This is a genomic window from Bifidobacterium sp. MSK.17.10, from assembly GCF_019129655.1.
In the GTDB taxonomy this organism is placed as follows: Bacteria; Actinomycetota; Actinomycetes; order Actinomycetales; family Bifidobacteriaceae; genus Bifidobacterium; species Bifidobacterium adolescentis.
Map to the genome: position 1 here is coordinate 70650 of NZ_JAHOJD010000002.1, position 19545 is coordinate 90194.

14 protein-coding genes and 2 CRISPR repeat arrays are annotated in these 19545 nt (G+C 55.3%); of the genes, 10 read left to right on the forward strand and 4 right to left on the reverse strand.

Translation table 11 applies throughout. The features are described 5' to 3' along the window. Positions 1-231: 231 nt before the first annotated feature. Together KSX58_RS01770 and KSX58_RS10345 are read right to left on the reverse strand one after the other, a co-directional pair. Positions 232-1089 (reverse strand): hypothetical protein, encoded by an 858-nt coding sequence (locus KSX58_RS01770; protein WP_217736234.1) that lies wholly within the window; start codon positions 1087-1089, stop codon positions 232-234. Positions 1090-1330: 241 nt separating this feature from the next. Then, the gene (locus KSX58_RS10345) at positions 1331-1597 is read right to left on the reverse strand and encodes a hypothetical protein (RefSeq protein WP_227561954.1); all 267 of its coding nucleotides are present in this window, start codon (positions 1595-1597) and stop codon (positions 1331-1333) included. A 21-nt stretch (positions 1598-1618) separates the two neighbouring features. Between KSX58_RS10345 and KSX58_RS01780 the strand changes: the two genes are divergently transcribed. From KSX58_RS01780 to cas2, 7 genes are all read left to right on the forward strand, one after another. Next, complete coding sequence (locus KSX58_RS01780) at positions 1619-2698, forward strand: LacI family DNA-binding transcriptional regulator (protein ID WP_151904351.1); 1080 nt, start codon at positions 1619-1621, stop codon at positions 2696-2698. Positions 2699-2967: 269 nt separating this feature from the next. Further along, a complete protein-coding gene (locus tag KSX58_RS01785; RefSeq protein ID WP_117805718.1) occupies positions 2968-4440 on the forward strand; it encodes a glycoside-pentoside-hexuronide (GPH):cation symporter in 1473 nt (490 codons plus the stop codon). 422 nt (positions 4441-4862) lie between these two features. After that, a complete protein-coding gene (gene ileS, locus KSX58_RS01790) occupies positions 4863-8171 on the forward strand; it encodes a mupirocin-resistant isoleucine--tRNA ligase (RefSeq protein ID WP_337927067.1) in 3309 nt (1102 codons plus the stop codon). 177 nt (positions 8172-8348) lie between these two features. Then, a complete protein-coding gene (locus tag KSX58_RS01795) occupies positions 8349-8801 on the forward strand; it encodes a hypothetical protein (RefSeq protein ID WP_085381060.1) in 453 nt (150 codons plus the stop codon). 151 nt (positions 8802-8952) lie between these two features. After that, the gene (locus KSX58_RS01800; protein WP_217752029.1) at positions 8953-9882 is read left to right on the forward strand and encodes a hypothetical protein; all 930 of its coding nucleotides are present in this window, start codon (positions 8953-8955) and stop codon (positions 9880-9882) included. Positions 9883-9899: 17 nt separating this feature from the next. After that, positions 9900-11489 carry a CRISPR-associated endonuclease Cas1 gene (gene cas1, locus KSX58_RS01805; protein WP_117643686.1) on the forward strand — a complete coding sequence of 530 codons (1590 nt, stop codon included), beginning with the start codon at positions 9900-9902 and terminating at the stop codon, positions 11487-11489. 11 nt (positions 11490-11500) lie between these two features. Next, on the forward strand, positions 11501-11797 hold the full coding sequence (gene cas2 / locus KSX58_RS01810; protein ID WP_035011531.1) for a CRISPR-associated endonuclease Cas2: 297 nt from the start codon (positions 11501-11503) through the stop codon (positions 11795-11797). Positions 11798-11887: 90 nt separating this feature from the next. Here cas2 and KSX58_RS01815 read toward each other — a convergent pair whose 3' ends face one another. Then, positions 11888-13072, reverse strand: coding sequence for an IS256 family transposase (locus KSX58_RS01815; protein WP_151918810.1), 1185 nt, complete (start codon positions 13070-13072; stop codon positions 11888-11890). 322 nt (positions 13073-13394) lie between these two features. Further along, positions 13395-15970: direct repeats of the CRISPR family, unit length 36 nt; unit sequence ATTCCTAAGCTTTTACGCTTAGGACTTCATTGAGGT. Between the two features lie 68 nt (positions 15971-16038). Between KSX58_RS01815 and KSX58_RS01820 the strand changes: the two genes are divergently transcribed. Further along, positions 16039-16359, forward strand: a complete 321-nt coding sequence (locus KSX58_RS01820; protein WP_217752030.1) for a transposase — start codon at positions 16039-16041, stop codon at positions 16357-16359. Continuing rightward, complete coding sequence (locus KSX58_RS01825; protein WP_217752031.1) at positions 16359-17291, forward strand: IS3 family transposase; 933 nt, start codon at positions 16359-16361, stop codon at positions 17289-17291. The genes KSX58_RS01820 and KSX58_RS01825 overlap by 1 nt, the downstream gene beginning before the upstream one ends. Before the next feature lie 16 nt (positions 17292-17307). Beyond that, positions 17308-17702: a CRISPR direct-repeat array (repeat unit 36 nt; unit sequence ATTCCTGAGCATTCAAGCTCAGGACTTCATTGAGGA). Between the two features lie 53 nt (positions 17703-17755). Here the strand turns inward: KSX58_RS01825 and KSX58_RS01830 are convergent. Further along, on the reverse strand, positions 17756-18289 hold the full coding sequence (locus KSX58_RS01830) for a GNAT family N-acetyltransferase (RefSeq protein WP_035010559.1): 534 nt from the start codon (positions 18287-18289) through the stop codon (positions 17756-17758). A gap of 439 nt (positions 18290-18728) precedes the next feature. Here KSX58_RS01830 and KSX58_RS01835 point away from each other — a divergent pair, with 439 nt between their 5' ends. After that, positions 18729-18872, forward strand: coding sequence for a hypothetical protein (locus KSX58_RS01835; protein ID WP_179141188.1), 144 nt, complete (start codon positions 18729-18731; stop codon positions 18870-18872). Positions 18873-19545 lie beyond the last annotated feature (673 nt).

Below are 19545 nucleotides of genomic sequence, written 5' to 3' on the forward strand. Positions count from 1 at the left end.
GGCGGGCATGACCTTTTACGCAGGGTGCGCCCGCTGTGGCTTTTCATGGATTCCCCGAATCAATGGCGAAAAATCCATTGCGGGGACTACTCATGCGGTTCCGTAGGCGGTTTGGGTGTTCCGTAGGTGGTTGGTCAGAGTATCGGGGTTGGAGAAAGGCTTTATTCTGGCCGTTTTCATGCCGGGTATTCAGACCCAACCACCTACGGAAGCGAAAAACCACCTACGGAACTAGTCCAAGCCGTAACGGTGACTGGCTATTGCGCGGGCGACCATGCCGAACAGCTCGTTCAGCTTCTGCTTGGAAGCCAGATGCTCGCGGGTGGCGACAAAAGGAGTGAAACCGAGATCCCTCAGCCGGTTCCGCTTATCGAGGTCATACATCCGGCGGTCATGGGTGTAGTGGTAATTTCCGTCGTATTCTATGCAGACGCGGTCATCCGGGTAGGCGATATCCACCTTCATCGTGCCCGAGCCGCGTATGTGGTCAATGATCTCATAATTGACATGTGCCTCAGGCAGCCCGTAGGCATCGCTCTCCAAACGAAGCACCGTTTCCTGCGGAGAATCGGTACCTGGTTTGGACAGGCGCAAGGCCTTTCTGCATTTGGCGCTCCCAATGAATCGCGGCGCACTCCGGATGTAGTCGGAGAGCTCATCGTGAGTGCAGACGCGTAAATCGGGATTGGCGCAAGTGAGCCAATCCATGGCGATCACCAGACTCCGTTCGTCGACATAGGGCGCAATCTGGCAGACCGCCTGCATCGCGGAGACGCTTGACACCAATTCGTCGGCGTGCGCCACGTCTACGCCATGCCTTGCGTAATGGAATTTCATCCCCTGGATTTTCCGCAGGTCACGTTGCCGGCACACCGAAACGTGAACGAGCTCCGAACCATATCCGGGTAAATAATTCATGGTGGCAATCATGCCATGCAGCTCCAGCGCTGTGCCGTGGCTTACATAGAGTGGAACCGAGGAGCGTGACCTTATCCGCGACAACACCTGCCTGCATTCAAGATGCCGTCTCGCCGCCTCCTCCCGTGCCTGCTCTAATGTGAAAAATGTATTGTGTCCGAAGCTTTCCATGCGCTGACGGTATATGGAAAGCCAGCAGCCCCGCAACCGTCTCCGTGAAAAATGTGGATATGTGTATGGTTCCATCCGCAGCATCACCGGGGAGAGGCCTGATGTATACGCGTCCGGTAGAACCGATGCGGAGCGTGGCGTCATCGAGGGGTGGCTCACATGGCAAGTCGGCCACGCAGAAGGGCGGGCGCTTCCAGCCGCAGGCCCGTGGGGCTGACGGTGACCGCGTTTCTCCACGGTGTCAGCCGCGTTTGGAACCCTGCCGACTGATGCCACCTTTATGACCGGTCGCTTTGAAAGGCAGACCGGCGTTGCCGAGTCCTTTGCTCCGCATGTTCTGCAGGGCAAAGGATTTTTGTTGTGCACGCAGTTCGTTCATCCGTTCCGTGGACTGATGCGCGATTCGCGGTTTCCGTGATTGCTCTGGCTGTGTCATGGCTATAAGAATACGTTCGGTAATGTAATATGATGGATTTAGTAATGCTTTTACTAAAATCTGATGAGGCATCCATGGGAGGGCGAGGGAGCGATGGCGACCATCAAGGAGATTGCGAAACGTACGGGATTTTCGCAGGCCACGGTGTCGCGTCTGTTGAATGGCGATCCGACGCTGTCGGTGCGTGAGGAGACGCGTCGCGCGATCATCCGCGCCAGCGAGGATTTGGGATACAGCGCCCAGGCCAAGCGTATCGTCATTCCGCACGAAGTAGCCTTGTTGGACAACGAGGAGTCCGACGAAACGCTGCGTGATTCGTATTTTGCCGATTTGCGTTCGGCGCTGGAACATAACGCCAAACAGCAGCGTATGGAGCTCACTGTTTTCCACAGTCTTGACGAGATGTTGAATCAGAAGGGGAAATTCGATGGTTTCATGGCTATCGGCGCCAATGTCATAGCCGAAAGCGACCTTGAGAAGTTGCATGAGGTCATGCCATACGGTGTGTTCATCGATGTGAATCCCGCACCGAACCTGTTTGATTCCGTGCAGCCCGACCTACAGCAGACCATGCATGACGCGGTCGAAGCATGTGCGAAGGCTGGCATGAAGCGTGTCGGATTCATCGGCGGCAAGGGGAGGCTGACGAATTTTTATGAGGTGGACGAAGAGGGGCGTGCCACATATTTTCGGCGTGAAATGGGCCGTTATGGTCTCGACCTGCGTGGACTGGTGTATTCTGACGGCTTGTTCACCGTGGAAAATGGTCGCAAGCTGGGGGAGCAGTTTATCCGTGACCACAACGGCGCACTGCCTGACGCAGTTATTGTTTCGGCGGACATCATCGCGGTCGGCGTGCTGCAGGCGTTCAACGCGGTTGGTGTGATCGTGCCCCGCGACATCAGCGTCATCAGCATCAACAACCAGGCGATCGCACAGCTTACGTCGCCACCGTTGAGCACGTTCTCAATCGACCAGAACGAGCTTGCGCGCGTTGCGATTCTCACCTTGGCCGATGCGATTGCCAGCAAGCGCACAGTACGGCAGCATGCGTACCTGTCGACGACGCTGGAAGTGCGAGATAGTTTCATGCCGGCGCAGCCGAAACGTGAATCGCGGCCAAAATTGCAGACCCGATCGAAGCGATCTGCCCGGTCGAAACGGGCTGCCTAGCGTACGTATGTGCGGAAAAATATGAAAGGCGATTGATGATGCTGCGTCATCAATCGCCTTTTGTTTGTCTACTGTCGGCGAAATACCGCGAATCGCACACAATATGACATGTATATGTGCAGAATCGCACAAAATGCGACACGCCCAACAGTGCACAACGCAGATGTTAAATTTTACTAAACAGGGGTAAAGGGATATACTTAACTCATGTGAAATCAAATGATGATTTCCGATTACAGCTTCAATCACAACTTCTAAGGAGAAGTACGATGGCAGAATCCAATGTCGCAGCCGCACCGAAGGAGACGCAGCAGTCTGCGAAGCCAACCAGGAAAGGCAGTCTGCTGTCCCGCGTGGCCTATTCATTCGGCAACGTCGGCCAATCCGCCTTCTACAACGCGCTGAGCACCTACTTCATCGTCTACGTCACCAGCTCGCTGTTCTCCGGCGTTGACAAGGCGCTCGCTACCAAGCTCATCGGCGTTATCACCGGCCTTGTGGTTGTCATCCGTATCGCGGAGATCTTCATCGATCCGCTGCTGGGCAACATCATCGATAACACCAAGACCAAGTGGGGTCGTTTCAAGCCATGGCAGCTCATCGGCGGCACCGTTTCCGCCGTTCTACTTGTGCTCGTCTATACCGGTCTGTTCGGTCTGGTAAACGTCAACACCACACTGTTCATCGTGTTGTTCGTCATCACGTTCATCGTGCTTGACGTGTTCTATTCCCTGCGTGACATTTCCTACTGGGGCATGATTCCGGCGCTGTCCTCCGACTCCCACGAGCGCTCCACTTACACTGCTCTCGGCTCCTTCGGCGGCTCCATCGGTTACAACGGTTTGACTATCGTCGTCATCCCGATCGTCACCTACTTCAGCTATGTCTTCACCGGCAAGCACCAGGAAAGCCAAAGTGGCTGGACCTGCTTCGCCATCATCGTGGCTATTCTCGGCGTCCTCACCGTGTGCTCCGTCGCGTTCGGCACCAAGGAAAGCACCAGCACCCTGCGCGCCAAGGCCGAAGATAACGGTGGTCCACTCGCCGCGTTCAAGGCTCTCGCCCAGAACGACCAGCTGCTGTGGGTCGCCCTGTCCTACCTGCTGTACGCCATCGCCAACGTGGCCACCACCGGCGTGCTCATGTACATGTTCAAGTTCATCCTGAACAACTCCGCCGCCTACTCCATCGTCGGCGTTGTCTCGGTCATCGCCGGCATCATCATGGCGCCGCTGTACCCGATTCTGAACAAGCGCATACCGCGTCGCTACCTGTACCTCGGCGGTATGGTGCTCATGGTCCTCGGCTACCTGCTGTTCATCGTCGGCACCAACAACCTCGCTGTCGTCACCGTCGGCCTGGTGTTCTTCTACCTGCCGCAGACCTTCATCCAGATGACTGCCATCCTCTCCCTGACCGACTCCATCGAATATGGCCAGCTGAAGAACGGCAAACGTAACGAGGCCGTCACCCTGTCCGTGCGTCCGATGCTCGACAAGATCGCAGGCGCCTGCTCCAACGGCATCGTCGGTGCCGTCGCCATCGCCGCTGGCATGATCGGCTCCGCCACCGCCGCCGACATGACCGCCGCGAACATCCACACCTTCAAGGTCTGGGCATTCTATGTGCCGCTGGCTGTCATCATCCTGAGCGGCGTTGTATTCCTGCTCAAGGTGAAGATCACCGAGAAGATGCACGCCGACATCGTCAAGCAGCTGGAAGAGCAGCTCAACGAAGGCTGATTCGCTCTCGGAAAGCGATTGGCGCGATTGATTTGCGATTGAACCGCGGTCGTCGCGCAGGAAGAGCCGCATGGTGGATGCCATGCGGCTCTTTCGTTTACCTACGTTCGTAGTGCGTGCTACGCTGTCGACTGAAAAGCAAAGCAACGATCCGTCATCAGCGGGGAGCTTCCGGAAGAACGGCGGCGGTCGTCGCGCGTAAATCGCGCGGTGCGATCGCAGGCTCAGTAGAACCGGCGGGATCGGCCCGGACAGCCGAATGTCAAGCGGTCGTACGAAACCTGCGCAGGCGGACAACCTGCGTGAGAACAACAGGGAAGTGCGGCAAGCGAGGTGGTACCGCGGTGCCGGACGTGCGCGATCGCACGGAAGCCATCGTCCTCGTAAGGTAAGTAATGAAACCGCCAAACGAGGAGCATACGGTGAGCGAATCCACCAATCATGTGTATCCGAAGGCTGCTGCCGGCGAGCAGAGCGCCAACGTCGCGCCGAACCCCAGCTTCCCCAAGCTGGAGGAGTCCGTGCTCGACTACTGGGATAAGGACGACACTTTCCAGAAGTCCATCGACCGCCGTCCGTCCGGCGATCACAGCCAGAACGAATTCGTGTTCTTCGATGGCCCGCCGTTCGCCAACGGCCTGCCGCACTACGGCCACCTGCTGACCGGCTATGCCAAGGACGTCATCCCGCGTTACCAGACCATGAAGGGCCACAAGGTCAACCGCGTGTTCGGCTGGGACACCCACGGTCTGCCTGCCGAGCTTGAGGCGCAGAAGGAACTGGGCATCGATTCCGTCGACCAGGTCAAGGAGATGGGCATCGACAAGTTCAACGACGCCTGCCGTGCCTCCGTGCTCAAGTACACCAACGAGTGGAAGGATTACGTCCATCGTCAGGCCCGTTGGGTCGATTTCGAGCATGGCTACAAGACCCTGAACATTCCGTACATGGAATCCGTGATGTGGGCCTTCAAGCAGCTATACGACAAGGGACTGGCATACCAGGGCTACCGCGTGCTGCCGTACTGCCCGAAGGACCAGACCCCGCTGAGCGCGCACGAGCTGCGCATGGATGCGGACGTGTACCAGGATCGTCAGGACACCACTGTGTCCGTGGCCGTGAAGCTGCGTGACGAGGAGGATGCCTACGCTGTCTTCTGGACCACCACGCCGTGGACCGTCCCGACCAACTTCGCCATCGTGGTCGGCGCCGACATCGATTACGTCGAGGTGCGCCCGACCGAAGGCAAGTTCGCCGGCAAGAAGTTCTATCTCGGCAAGCCGCTGCTCGGCTCCTACGAGAAGGAACTTGGCGAGAACTACGAGATCGTGCGCGAACTCAAGGGCTCCGAGATGGAGGGCTGGCGCTACTACCCGGTCTTCCCGTACTTCGCAGGCGACGAGAATGCCGTTGAGGGCAAGGTGCCGGGGCCGGAAGGCTACCAGATCTTCACCGCCGACTACGTCGACACCGTTGAAGGTACCGGCCTGGTCCATCAGGCCCCCTACGGCGAGGACGATATGAACACGCTCAACGCCAAGGGCATCAAGAGCGTGGACGTGCTCGACGCGGGCTGCAAGTTCACGTCGCTGTGCCCGGATTACGAGGGCATGTACGTGTTCGACGCGAACAAGCCGATCCTGCGCAACCTGCGGGCCGGCGATGGCCCGCTGGCCCGCATCCCCGAAGAGCAGCGTGCCATCCTCTTCCAGGAGAAGAGCTACGTGCACTCCTACCCGCACTGCTGGCGTTGCGCCACCCCGCTGATCTACAAGCCGGTGAGCTCCTGGTTCGTGTCCGTGACCAAGATCAAGGATCGTCTGCTTGAACTCAACCAGCAGATCAATTGGATTCCGGACAATGTGAAGGACGGCCAGTTCGGCAAATGGCTCGCGAACGCACGCGACTGGTCCATTTCCCGCAACCGTTTCTGGGGTTCTCCGATTCCGGTGTGGGTTTCGGACGATCCGAAGTATCCGCGCGTGGACGTGTACGGCTCGCTCGACGAGCTGAAGGCCGATTTCGGTGACTACCCGCGCGATCATGAGGGCAACATCAACATGCACCGCCCGTACATCGACGAGCTGACCCGCGTCAACCCGGACGATCCGACCGGCAAGAGCCACATGCACCGCATCAGCGACGTGATGGACTGCTGGTTCGAATCCGGTTCGATGAGCTTCGCCCAGTACCACTATCCGTTCGAAAACAAGGAAACCTTCGAACAGCACTTCCCGTGCGACTACATCGTGGAATACATCGGCCAGACCCGTGGCTGGTTCTACGTGCAGCACGTCATGGCCACCGCCCTGTTCGACAGGCCGGCGTTCAAGAACGTGATCTGCCACGGCATAGTGCTCGGCTCCGACGGACAGAAGATGTCGAAGCATCTGCGCAACTATCCGGACGTGAACGGCGTGTTCAACGACTTCGGCTCCGACGCCATGCGCTGGTTCCTCATGAGCTCGCCGATCCTGCGCGGCGGCAACCTTATCGTCACCGCCGATGGCATCCGCGACACCGTCCGCCAGGTCATGCTGCCGGTGTGGAGTTCCTACTACTTCTTCACGCTGTACGCGAACGCGGCCGGGTACGACGCGCGCAAGCTTCGCGCCGACGAAGTTGCATCGCTGCCGGAAATGGACCGTTACCTGCTGGCCCGTACCCACCGACTGGTCGAAAAGACCCAGTCCTCGCTGGACCAGTTCCTGATCTCCGATGCATGCGACGCCGTGTCCGACTTCATCGACATGATCACCAACTGGTACATCCGCAACAACCGCGACCGCTTCTGGAACGAGGACGCCAACGCGTTCAACACCTTGTACACCGTGCTTGAGGTGTTCATGCGCGTCCTTGCGCCGCTTGCCCCGATGGAAGCCGAATCCGTGTGGCGCGGCCTGACCGGAGGCGAATCCGTGCATCTGGCCGACTGGCCGTTCCTGGCCGACGAGAAGACCGGCGAAGCCACCGAACTTGGCCGCGTGCTCGTCGACGATCCGGCTTTGGTGAACGCCATGGAAAAGGTGCGCGAGGTCGTCTCCAGCACCCTGTCCATGCGTAAGGCGAAGCAGATCCGCGTGCGCCAGCCGCTGAGCAAGCTCACCGTGGTGGTGGAGGATACCGCCGCCGTGGCCGCGTACGACGAGATTCTGAAGTCCGAGCTCAACGTCAAGAACGTGGAGCTGTGCACGCTTGAGGATGCGGGCTCCCAGGGCCTGAAGATCATCCACGAGCTGCGCGTGAACGCCCGCGTTGCAGGCAAGCGCCTGCGCAAGGACGTGCAGTTCGCCATCAAGGCCTCCAAGTCCGGCGCATGGCATGTGGACGCTTCCGGCGCTCCGGTGTGCGAGACCCCGAACGGCGACATTACGCTGGAAGAGGGCGAGTACGAGCTGATCAACAGCGTGGAGGAACAGAACGCCGAAGAGGCCGCCAACTCCGTGTCCGCGGCCCTGCCGACCGGCGGTTTCGTGATCCTCGACACCGAGCTGAACGACGATCTGGTTGCCGAAGGCTACGCCCGCGACGTGATCCGCTCCGTGCAGGACGCCCGTAAGGCCGCCGGTCTGGAAATCTCCGACCGCATCGCCCTGACGCTGACCGTACCGGCCGATGACGTGGCGAAGGTCGAGCAGTTCAAGGATCTCATCACCTCCGAGACGCTCGCCACCTCCTTCGACGTGAAGGAAGGCGGCTCCGAGCTCAGCGTGGAAGTCGCCAAAGCCTGAACCGAAGTTCGGTCGGCTTGCGATTATTCCAGGCTGCGGCTAGAGTAATCCCTTGGCTTTCGGGCCGCCGTGGCGTTGCCCACCGCGGCCCGAGCCACGCAAGACTTGATTTGTGTCCGTGCCGCGCAGCCGCGTTCCTTACGTGGTTGGCGCGCATGGAAGCAGATCGTTAAGCGAATGGTTCTCAGTACCATCCATGTGAGTCAAGCACACATTCTTGAGAAGCAGTCGCGCCGCCGGACGGCGGATTCAACGGTTCGCCCATATGGGTGGATTCAAGAATCCACCGTCCGGCTTTTTCTATATCGATTCGCCGCGACAAGCGGCAGGAAACTCATCGATGATTTATGCGAACAGTTGGATGAAGCGCGTTCGAATCTGCGCGGTGTGCGTTCCGATGCCGCCGTTTGGCGTGTACTGCCTAATTTGATTGCACAGCCGATTATCAACACGCGATACCTGCAGCAAGTGGTGGGACTGTCCAAACCGCAAGCGGAGCGTGCGATCAAAACTTTGAGTGAGCGTGGCGTTGTGGTGGCACGTACGGGAAAGCAACGCAGCGTTGTATACGAACACCGCGGCATTCTTGACGTGCTTGATGATTACGCGGCCGGATTGCGAAGGGGGTGATGGGAGTAACCAGCTTTCAACAGTCTTTGTATGAATTCTTTGATAGCGGGTTGCTCTTTAGAATTGCTCTATTGCAAAAAACTATATTGTTTTTATTGTTTTCCGTTGGAAGGACACTCTGCAGGCGTTTGAGCTGAAAACTAATGATGACTTGGATGTTGACCAGATGTCCGAAGTCGTTCACGCTCATGCTAAACGATGGTCACAGTCATTGCCACTGACTTCCGAAAACGACTACACGGTTGCCGGCGAAGACGATAAGCCGAGTAAGACGCTTCATGCCACCATGTCCCCAAGACTCAGCAATCTGGGTGTCCCCTTTGGATGGGAAAAACTGCAGAAAGACCGGGAATCTGCAGTTGATGCCATGCAGACTGCCGGTGACTACCGTTACTTCGGTGCGCTCGGGCAGCCGTCGTACTGGTCAGGGAAAAAGAACAAGGATGATCTGCAATCTGATAATGGCGCCTCTCGGTGGGAGATGGTGACGCGTAACCAGGGAAAGGAATTTGTCAGAGACCGCTTGCTTCCGTTGTCACAGATAGTCGCGGCAAGATCCGTTGATGAAGTTCGCGACGGACTTCTGGGGCTACGCATCGAGGATGAGGCCGGTAAGAATGAGGCTACAAGTCGTACCGCGACAGGTCTACATGCTCCATCGAAGACTGACAATGCACGTGCCTGGTGTGCGTTGATTGGTGTCTCGGCTTTTCCGACCCGTATCTCAACTGACGGTTCTCATGCTTCCACTGCTGGATCCGGAGTTTTCCGGGACAGCAGTGCTGCATTGTTCCAACTTAAAGGACAAATCCGGTTCGCGATTTTACCGTTGTTCGATCAGTATTGGACAGCTGCAAAATATCGTTCCATCGTTCGTAGCAGTGCGCTCGCAGAATTCGGTATCCAACACGCTCGAGCGATCGATGCGCAATCGCGGTTGGCAAGTGCCTCAATTGACTGGCTTGACGAAAAAGGTGTTCTGGCATGTTGCCTTTTTAACCAGTTTATGTCGAATAATCCGAGTGCTCCGGAACGATGGCTGGAACCTGGCGAAATCATTCCGGTGATGCAAATGGAATAACGAATACGGAGGAAATCATGGACGACGACCCCATTCCGATTAGTCTGGTTGCAAACTACATGTTCTGCCCGCGTAGAGCATGGCTGGAAGCGGTAGGAGAAAAAGTCGATTCGGATCAAATCATGCGAGGAACATATGATCATCGCAAGGTTGATCGCACTGGTGGCGCTCCTGATGCTGATTCATTCCAAGCCGTAAATATCAGGCATGAGGAATGGGGCGTTAGTGGCAAACTTGATGCTGCGAAAATGACGGATGATGGCATTGTCATTCGTGAATACAAGGCAACGCCCGTGAAACGGGCGATGATCGTTACCGAGGCGATGCGGACGCAACTCGCCTTGCAGGCCGCTTGTCTTGAAGATATGGGTTTTCACGTGGCGGGAACGGAGATTTTCTTTACAACCCATCATCGGCGGGTCGATGTTGAACTTGATGAAGACGATTTTATCAACGCGCATAAAGCTGTAGAAGCAACACGGACTCTTATCAATTCTGAGCAAGCTCCTGAGCCATTGGAGGATAGTGCTCGATGCATGCGTTGCTCGCATGTGGGAATTTGTTTACCGGAAGAGCGCAAGCTGTGTGCGGTAACACATAGAGTCATGGTTTCGTCGCCAGACAATCAGGTGACCCATCTTGCGACTCCTGGTGCAAAAGCTTTTACTCGGTCTGGCAGAATGATTGTTCAGAAAGACGGAGAGGAATTAGCGTCAATTCCAATTGATACCATGCAAGGGTTGCAAATTTACGGGAATACGGACCTATCAAGTGGTCTGATTCGTGAATTGATGTGGCGTGACATTCCTATCGTCTGGTGCAGCGGGGCGGGACGCATGTATGGATGGTGTGTTCCATCATATGGGCCGAATGGAGAGCAGCGCGTCGATCAACATGTGGCTTCGCATGAAGGACGACTCGGACTCGCCCGTGAATTCATCGTTGCGAAAATACACAATCAATCCGTTCTCTTGCGACGTTCGGAATCAGATAATCCGGTTTTACCGCAGCTACGTCGTATTGAGAAACAAGTCGGCAATGCGAATCGTTGGCAGGATGTGCTTGGGCTCGAGGGGGAGTCTGCGGCATTATATTTCTCACAGTTTGGGCACCTCATCAAAATAGACCGTCAAGCCGAATGGCCTTGGATTGCTCGTATGAGAAGGCCTGCTCCGGATGCATTGAATGCCTTGCTTGACTTTACATATACCTTGCTATTGTCGGATTGCGTCCGAGCGTTGATTTCCTGCGGCCTTGATCCTCATGCGGGTTTTCTACACAGCAGCAAGCGGAACAAACCAGCATTGGCATTGGACCTCATGGAAGAGTTCAGAGCTCCAATCGCGGATTCCGTAGTACAAACAACGATTAACAATGGAGAAATCAGCGCGACCGGATTCACGGATGTGCTTGGCTCTGTGCGAATGACTGATGAAACGCGTAAGGCAGTGATCAAGGCTTACGAACGGCGAATGGCCACGGAAATAATCCATCCGGTATTTAAATACAAAGCTTCTTGGCGAAGGACGATTGAAATTCAAGCACGAATGATTTTGGGATATCTTGATGGAACTCAGTCCGGATATCGTGGAATCAGAATTCGCTAAGGAGATGCGACATGGTGAATCAGCAACGGGGCTATTTAGTCGCATACGATGTGAGCGACGATTATCGTCGTTCACATATCGCGAAGATTCTTCAGCATTATGGGGAGCGTCTGCAATATAGCGTGTTTCTATTGCGCGTCAGACCTTCGATGATGCTTGATGTTCGCATGCAAGTTGAACAGGAAATTGATGGTTCAACTGATTCCGTTGTGTTCTGTTCTTTGGGGACGATTGCACAGACGGAAGAGGGATTGGATTTCTTGGGACATCGTGGGTATACGGATTTAGACATACCAACGGTGATTTGATTCTTAGCTCAACATAGCTATGTCGCTTGATAAGTGGGTAGTGCCCGAAAAGTTGCGCACTTTGGATCATGGCCGTCCATGGAGCGATGATCAGTTCGCTTCCACGAGGTTGTCATCGAACCGGGACATGTCGAGGTAGCGGCGGGTCGACCATTCGTTCGCGGTGACGTACCGGATGCGCGCGCAGACGAGCATGAGCGCGCTGTTCCCGTCGGGGAAGCCGCCCACGACGCGCGTGCGCCGGCGGATCTCCCTGTTCAACCGCTCGATCATGTTGTTCGTGCGGATGCGCCTGCGGTGCCCGTCCGGGAACTCGTCCAGCAGGTAGGTCGTCGTCTCGCCGACGCCCTCCCGCAGGCAGTTGGCGGCGGCCCTCAGCCTCCTAGACCTCATCTCCGCGGCGACTTGTTCGGCTTTGTCCAGCGCGGATTCCCGGCTTTCCATGGCGAATACCGCCTTCAGGGCGGCGGACGCCCATTCCCTGTGGATCGGCGGGACCTTGGAGAGCACGTTGCGCATGAAATGCACCATGCAGCGTTGGTACTTCGCCTTGGGCAGCATCGAGCCGACCGTGGCCACCAGTCCGGCGCACCGGTCGCCGACCACGAGCCTGACGCCCTTCAGGCCGCGTTCGATCATGCCTCTGAAGAACTGCTCCCAGCTGGCCGAGTCCTCCCTCATGCCCTCCGTGACGCCGATGACCTCGCGATGCCCCTCCGCGTTGATTCCGATGGCGACCAGGACGCTCACGTTCTCCACGCGCCCGCCCCATGAGCGCTTGTGCCACACGCCGTCCACGAACACGTACGGGTATTCGGATTCCAACGGCCTCGTGCGCCACTGGTCGATCTCCCCGTAGATCCTTTTGAGCTTGTCGCTCAATGTCTGCGAGGGCATGCGGTCTCCCCACAGCAATTGGCTGATGTCGTCGACCTGGCGGGTGCTCACGCCCGCCAGGTACATGTCGATCAGGGATTCCTCGACGCTCTGCTCGCGCCGCCGGTAGCGTTCGATCACCGCGGACTCGAACAGGGCGCCCTTGAGTTTCGGCACCTTCAGCTCGAGCCTGCCGGCCTTGGCGGTGAGCTTGCGTTCGTAGTGGCCGGCCCTGTACGCCTTCCGTCCCCCGCTGCGCTCGTATCTGGCGGCCCCGGTGATCTCGTCGGCCTCGGCGTCGAGCATCGCGTTGAGGATCTGCGTCATCTTCTCGGTGATCAGCCGGTCGAGCCTGGTCTCGAGCAGGTTCTGGTCGATCTGTATGATGTTCTCGGGCATGGTTCCGTCTCCTGGCTTCCAATCGCGGTTTTTTGTTTTGGCGAATGAAAATCGTACACAGGACGCGGGCCATGCCCTCTTACGTCAGGGCCGGAATCCGAAAGTGCGCAAGAATTCGGGCGTTATCGATAAGTGAAGAGTGTTTGTTTTTAGGTGCGAGTGCTGAATCGTTTCTGTGACACGCGGTGAGCGCTCGCACCTAAGAACAATAGGCCTTATGTGTGAGGGCATTCTGGGGATGTATCTCTAATCTGGACAAGGGGAAGGACCTCTCGCAAAAAGCTTTGAGATACGTGTCATTGCAGTGTTTTATAATGTGACTATTCCTAAGCTTTTACGCTTAGGACTTCATTGAGGTATCATTGACAGTGACGGCGACGAATCCAGCCGTGACATTCCTAAGCTTTTACGCTTAGGACTTCATTGAGGTTTGAGTTTCGCGACTCACATGGGATGACGCCATCCACCAATTCCTAAGCTTTTACGCTTAGGACTTCATTGAGGTATCCTCCGAGCGCCGATTGACGACCTCCTCGAACATTCCTAAGCTTTTACGCTTAGGACTTCATTGAGGTTCCGGAGTAGCGCCGTTGATGGTCGCGAAGGCCAATTCCTAAGCTTTTACGCTTAGGACTTCATTGAGGTGCGCCAACGGGCTGCGCGGCATGATTGAGCAAGTCGCGATTCCTAAGCTTTTACGCTTAGGACTTCATTGAGGTGCGAACGTGGCCCGCAACCTCTACGAATGGATGCAGAAATTCCTAAGCTTTTACGCTTAGGACTTCATTGAGGTAAAATCAATCACGGCGCAGCGGATTGTAGGCGACATTCCTAAGCTTTTACGCTTAGGACTTCATTGAGGTCTGAAAGAACCGATACAAGTCGTATGGAACGAGGATATTCCTAAGCTTTTACGCTTAGGACTTCATTGAGGTAGTAATGCCGATGGCACGGTAACGAATTTCTCGTGGGGTATTCCTAAGCTTTTACGCTTAGGACTTCATTGAGGTGTGACCTTACAATCCAACATGCTTTTCGCGCGTAAAAATTCCTAAGCTTTTACGCTTAGGACTTCATTGAGGTGCCGTCGTTTTCGTGGTTTCGTCGGTTTTGGTTGCGCATTCCTAAGCTTTTACGCTTAGGACTTCATTGAGGTTCGAACAGACACGTTTTCCCGCCCAGCCATTGCAAAATTCCTAAGCTTTTACGCTTAGGACTTCATTGAGGTGAAGAACGAGTCCAAGGCCGAGACCGCCGATAAGAAGATTCCTAAGCTTTTACGCTTAGGACTTCATTGAGGTAGGTCAGACGATGCAGACATGCTCGGCCATGATCTAATTCCTAAGCTTTTACGCTTAGGACTTCATTGAGGTCCGTGGCAGCAGTGGCTGCTCGTGCACGCGTTGGAAATTCCTAAGCTTTTACGCTTAGGACTTCATTGAGGTGGTGTCGTGAAGGGACAAATCAACGCATACGAAAAATTCCTAAGCTTTTACGCTTAGGACTTCATTGAGGTGATTTCCACCGGCTGCTCCGCGAACACGATTACGCGATTCCTAAGCTTTTACGCTTAGGACTTCATTGAGGTATGTCGAAACGCGACCTGCTCGAATACCGCGAGAAGTAATTCCTAAGCTTTTACGCTTAGGACTTCATTGAGGTGGGCCAATCGGACACCTTAGCCGATGCCTTGTGGCCATTCCTAAGCTTTTACGCTTAGGACTTCATTGAGGTCCGTTGAAGGGTGAGTGATGTTCGGACGGAAGAAGATTCCTAAGCTTTTACGCTTAGGACTTCATTGAGGTTCGGTGATAATGAAGAACGTCACCGCGACGGTACACATTCCTAAGCTTTTACGCTTAGGACTTCATTGAGGTGCGGACAAGGTCATGACCGACCGTTGTCTACTGTACAATTCCTAAGCTTTTACGCTTAGGACTTCATTGAGGTGGACTTAAGTTGTGTGCCGGCCTCAGCGCCGATGGTGCATTCCTAAGCTTTTACGCTTAGGACTTCATTGAGGTTCCCGCCTAGCTTCTTGCTTGCGGGCAAAAAGTGCAATTCCTAAGCTTTTACGCTTAGGACTTCATTGAGGTGATCCAGGATCGCGGGCAGGGAGTCCTGCACCCAATATTCCTAAGCTTTTACGCTTAGGACTTCATTGAGGTAAGCGAAAACCCATACAAGGAGACCAACAAAATCGAAGTCCTAAGCTTTTACGCTTAGGACTTCATTGAGGTATCCTTTACCTTGACGACTTTTTGGACTCAATCACACATTCCTAAGCTTTTACGCTTAGGACTTCATTGAGGTGTCAGCAAGATCAGTCAGCGCACCGTTAACGGTGAATTCCTAAGCTTTTACGCTTAGGACTTCATTGAGGTCCTTATCGTGCTAATCGTGGTGTTCAAAATCGTATGAAAATTCCTAAGCTTTTACGCTTAGGACTTCATTGAGGTAACGTTCGTCCTGCCATTCCTGCCGTTTCGTGAAGCGGAATTCCTAAGCTTTTACGCTTAGGACTTCATTGAGGTGCGTACGGCCAGTGCACCTGGTGGACGTGCATGCGATTCCTAAGCTTTTACGCTTAGGACTTCATTGAGGTTGGTACAAGCGCATGCGCTATGAGGCTCCATTGAACAATTCCTAAGCTTTTACGCTTAGGACTTCATTGAGGTGTCACAGGCCAACGCCTACGCTAGCGGTGCGACTGCATTCCTAAGCTTTTACGCTTAGGACTTCATTGAGGTACGGTTGTTGATTCCGTTCTTTCCAAGTGAGGTGTTCGCATTCCTAAGCTTTTACGCTTAGGACTTCATTGAGGTACCGGCAACCTCAGCGACAACCTGACCAAGCGCGGGTATTCCTAAGCTTTTACGCTTAGGACTTCATTGAGGTAGAAGTAGGATGATATGAACTGATTTTTGTTCCGCATTTCCCCTAACTCGATGGGAGATGATGGAACCATGGCAAAAGGAACGAGACACACGCCGGAGTTCAAGGCGAAGGCCGTCAGGCTGTTGACCGAGTCGCGCGGCTCGTATTCGTCGGAGACCAAGGCGATCGAACAGGCCGCCAAGGATCTGGGGGTCGCGCCGGAGACGCTGCGCCGTTGGCGCAACAAGACGGACGCCACGGTCGCGGCGGAGACCAAGCAGTCGGCCGAAGACGCGATGGCGGAGTTGAGGAGTTTGCGGGCCGAGGTCGCGCGATTGAGGCGGGCGAACGAGATATTGACGACGGCGTCGGCTTTTTTCGCGGCACGGCTCGACCCGACACGGCGTTGATGGTCGCTTACATCGACGAATTCAAGGACCGTTTCAGGGTCGGGCCGATCCGCAGGATGCTGGCCGCTTCGCTGGACTGCGGGTTCATCACGCCGCGCGGCTACCGCATGTTCAGATCCAGGCCCGTCAGCCGCATGGCCGCCAGGCACGAGGCGCCGGCCCGCGGCATCCTCGAGATCCATGCCGATTCCTTCATGGCCGTGTACGGGTACCGCAAGACGCACGCCCAGTTGTTGGCGCGGGGCTGGGATCCGGCCGAGATCGGCCGCGACCAGGTGATGAACGTCATGCGGGAATCGGGAATCCGCGGCGTGCGCCGCGGCGGGACGCCCGTCACCACCAAACCGGCGAAGGGCGCGGGCGGCAGGCCCGACCTCGTGGAACGCGGGTTCGAGGCGGAGGCGCCGAACCGGCCACACGTGGCCGACATCACCTACGTGCGCATGGCCAACGGCTCGTTCGGCCACACGGCGTTCGCCGCCGACGTGTTCGCCCGCAGGATCGTCGGATGGGCGTGCGCCACCACCATGGACACCAGGGAGCTGCCGCTGCAGGCGCTGGAACAGGCGATATCATGGGCCGCCTCGCATGGCGGCACGGACGGTCTCGTGCACCATTCCGACCATGGCGCGCGGTACATCAGCCTCGTGTGCACCACCAGGGTCGGGGAATTCGGCATGCTTCCCTCGACCGGCACGGTCGGCGACTCGTACGACAACGCCATGGCCGAGAGCGCCGACGGCGCGTACAAGACCGGGCTCGTCTGGCGACGCAAGCCCTTCCGGGATTTGAGGGACCTGGAATTGGCGACGTTCCGGTGGGTCTCGTGGTGGAACTCGAAGCGTCTGCACCAGTCCTTGGGCTACAGGACACCGGAACGGACCGAAACCGAGTATTATGCAAACCAAGCGGCGCAAACCGCCCCACTATAAGGGCGGAACAAAAATCAGGCCATATCATTCAAGCTCAGGACTTCATTGAGGAGAGATACGAGCCGTCCTTTTTCTGCCACACGACGTTCGATTCCTGAGCATTCAAGCTCAGGACTTCATTGAGGACTCGAGCGGTCTGGATGAGCTGATTCTGGAAACTCTTATTCCTGAGCATTCAAGCTCAGGACTTCATTGAGGACTGCGTCTGCCTTCCAGCCTTGACGATAACCAGACATTCCTGCGCATTCAAGCTCAGGACTTCATTGAGGAGCGGGCGAACGCGTATGCAGACGCGGCACCGCAGATTCCTGAGCATTCAAGCTCAGGACTTCATTGAGGACCCGGCGACATGCCAAGCGAAGTGCCGAACCAAAGATTCCTGAGTATTCAAACTCGGGATTTCATTGAGGAGCTGTGGGCGAAGAAGCGCAACCGTCTCCAGTTTTTTAGATTAAAGCCAATATTCAGAGGTCTATCCAAAATCGCTGGATGATACTGTCTTCGTTCCGTCCCGTACCGTTCACGATTTCATTCTCCATCTTTCCACCATTGCTGATAATCGTCCGTCTTGATGCTTCATTGCTCTTGTGACAGGTAAGTAGAACACGTTGCTCGCCCTGCTCTTTGCAGATGGGCAGGAGTAAGGCGAGCATCGCTTTGGCATACCCTTTTTGACGTTCCGATGGCAAAATGCTATACCCAATATTTCCTCCGTATTGCAGTAGAAAAGGGGATAGCGGACGTCTGAAATCAATGATGCCGACGAGCTTGTCATCCGCCTTCCGAATAGCTAAAAATACTTCCGACGGCACATAGCCTTCGCCGTATTTCTTTTTCAATCGATTATCGAAATCGATCCATTCATCAAAAGAATCCGTGTCTTCGAGACCGGCGCATCCATCGAGACTGTCGTTGTTTGCAAGCATCTCCTGCTTGTAATGCATCACTTGGCTCGCGTATTTTCGCGTTGGCTTGACCAGTGCTAAATCTCTTTGCATGATTATGTCCTCTGTTTATTGATGCGCAAGTGCCTGGCTCGTGCCGTTTAATGTCCAATTATACGGACGCGTTTGTAGTTATCGGCAAAACGAGATGCTGACAAAGCTCGCGTTCCAACTCAAATATTCGTTGTATCACACGCGCGTTAGCTATATTTATGTATTTAGTCAAGTCGGCGTTTTGTGATTGGTTGCGAAACGCCGACTTGCCTAAATATAGGCAGGGGCAGCAGGGCCCCGCGGTCCTCTGTGTTTTGTCAAATTGAAGCAGTCCAACAAAACGGCGCCGCCCCCATCGGCCTAACTTCTATTGAACAGACGCAGCTGGCTTGCGAGATACCGATCATCCCACACATCCCATCGCAGGAGAGATTATTCTTGAGGGATATCTCCTGCGAGTCCGAGGTTGGGGGAGAAAAGCTGCACGCAGTATGCCTGCGTGGTTGGAGGGCATCATGGCACCCCGCCAGACAAAAGCAAAATTGATGAAGAGAAAAACAGGAAAACCAATGTTGGATTGGATTCTGAAGCATGGATAAGTGTTCAGGATAAGCTAATAGATTTTGTTGCAGATATGTCATGAAAACGCAGACGTTCGCGTGTTCCCCGCACATGCGGGGATGATCCCCAACGGTACGAAACGCATATCCGCGAGCTATGGGTGCTCGACATATCGGGACTGCATCAGATCCAACTGAAATAGAAAACCCGAAGATAACCCCCCGACTGATGTTCCAGTCTTGAAAGCTGGTCGCGTGGGATCTTCGAGCAATCCAATTCTACCACCACGGCACCGTGTTCCCCGCACATGCGGAGATGATCCCCACGACATGCAGGACTACCAGCCACTCGGCAGGTGTCCCTCGCGCATGCGGGGATGATCCCGCGCTCGAAAACAAGCTGCGCCAGCGTTTCAAGTGTTCCCCGCACATGCGGGGATGATTGTATTTGTCAATCTATCAGTCGCATCGCATGTGCGTTAGCTACACTTATCCGCATAAGTGTAGCTAACGTTAAAATAAGCTACATTTATCTCGATAGGTGTTGCTTACGAGAGTTTTTGCGATGGATAATTATTCAGCCATTTCGACATACAATGAATCCGTAGGGGCCACAACGACTTGTGGTTCCGATTTACAAGCGTGGCTTTGCTTAAGAACGTGATTTTGTCCGGGGAACGATGCGCTTGACACATACTGGCACTACCAACGGAGGAGCATCATGAAATACGAGATTGCGATTTGCAAAAGTATGAA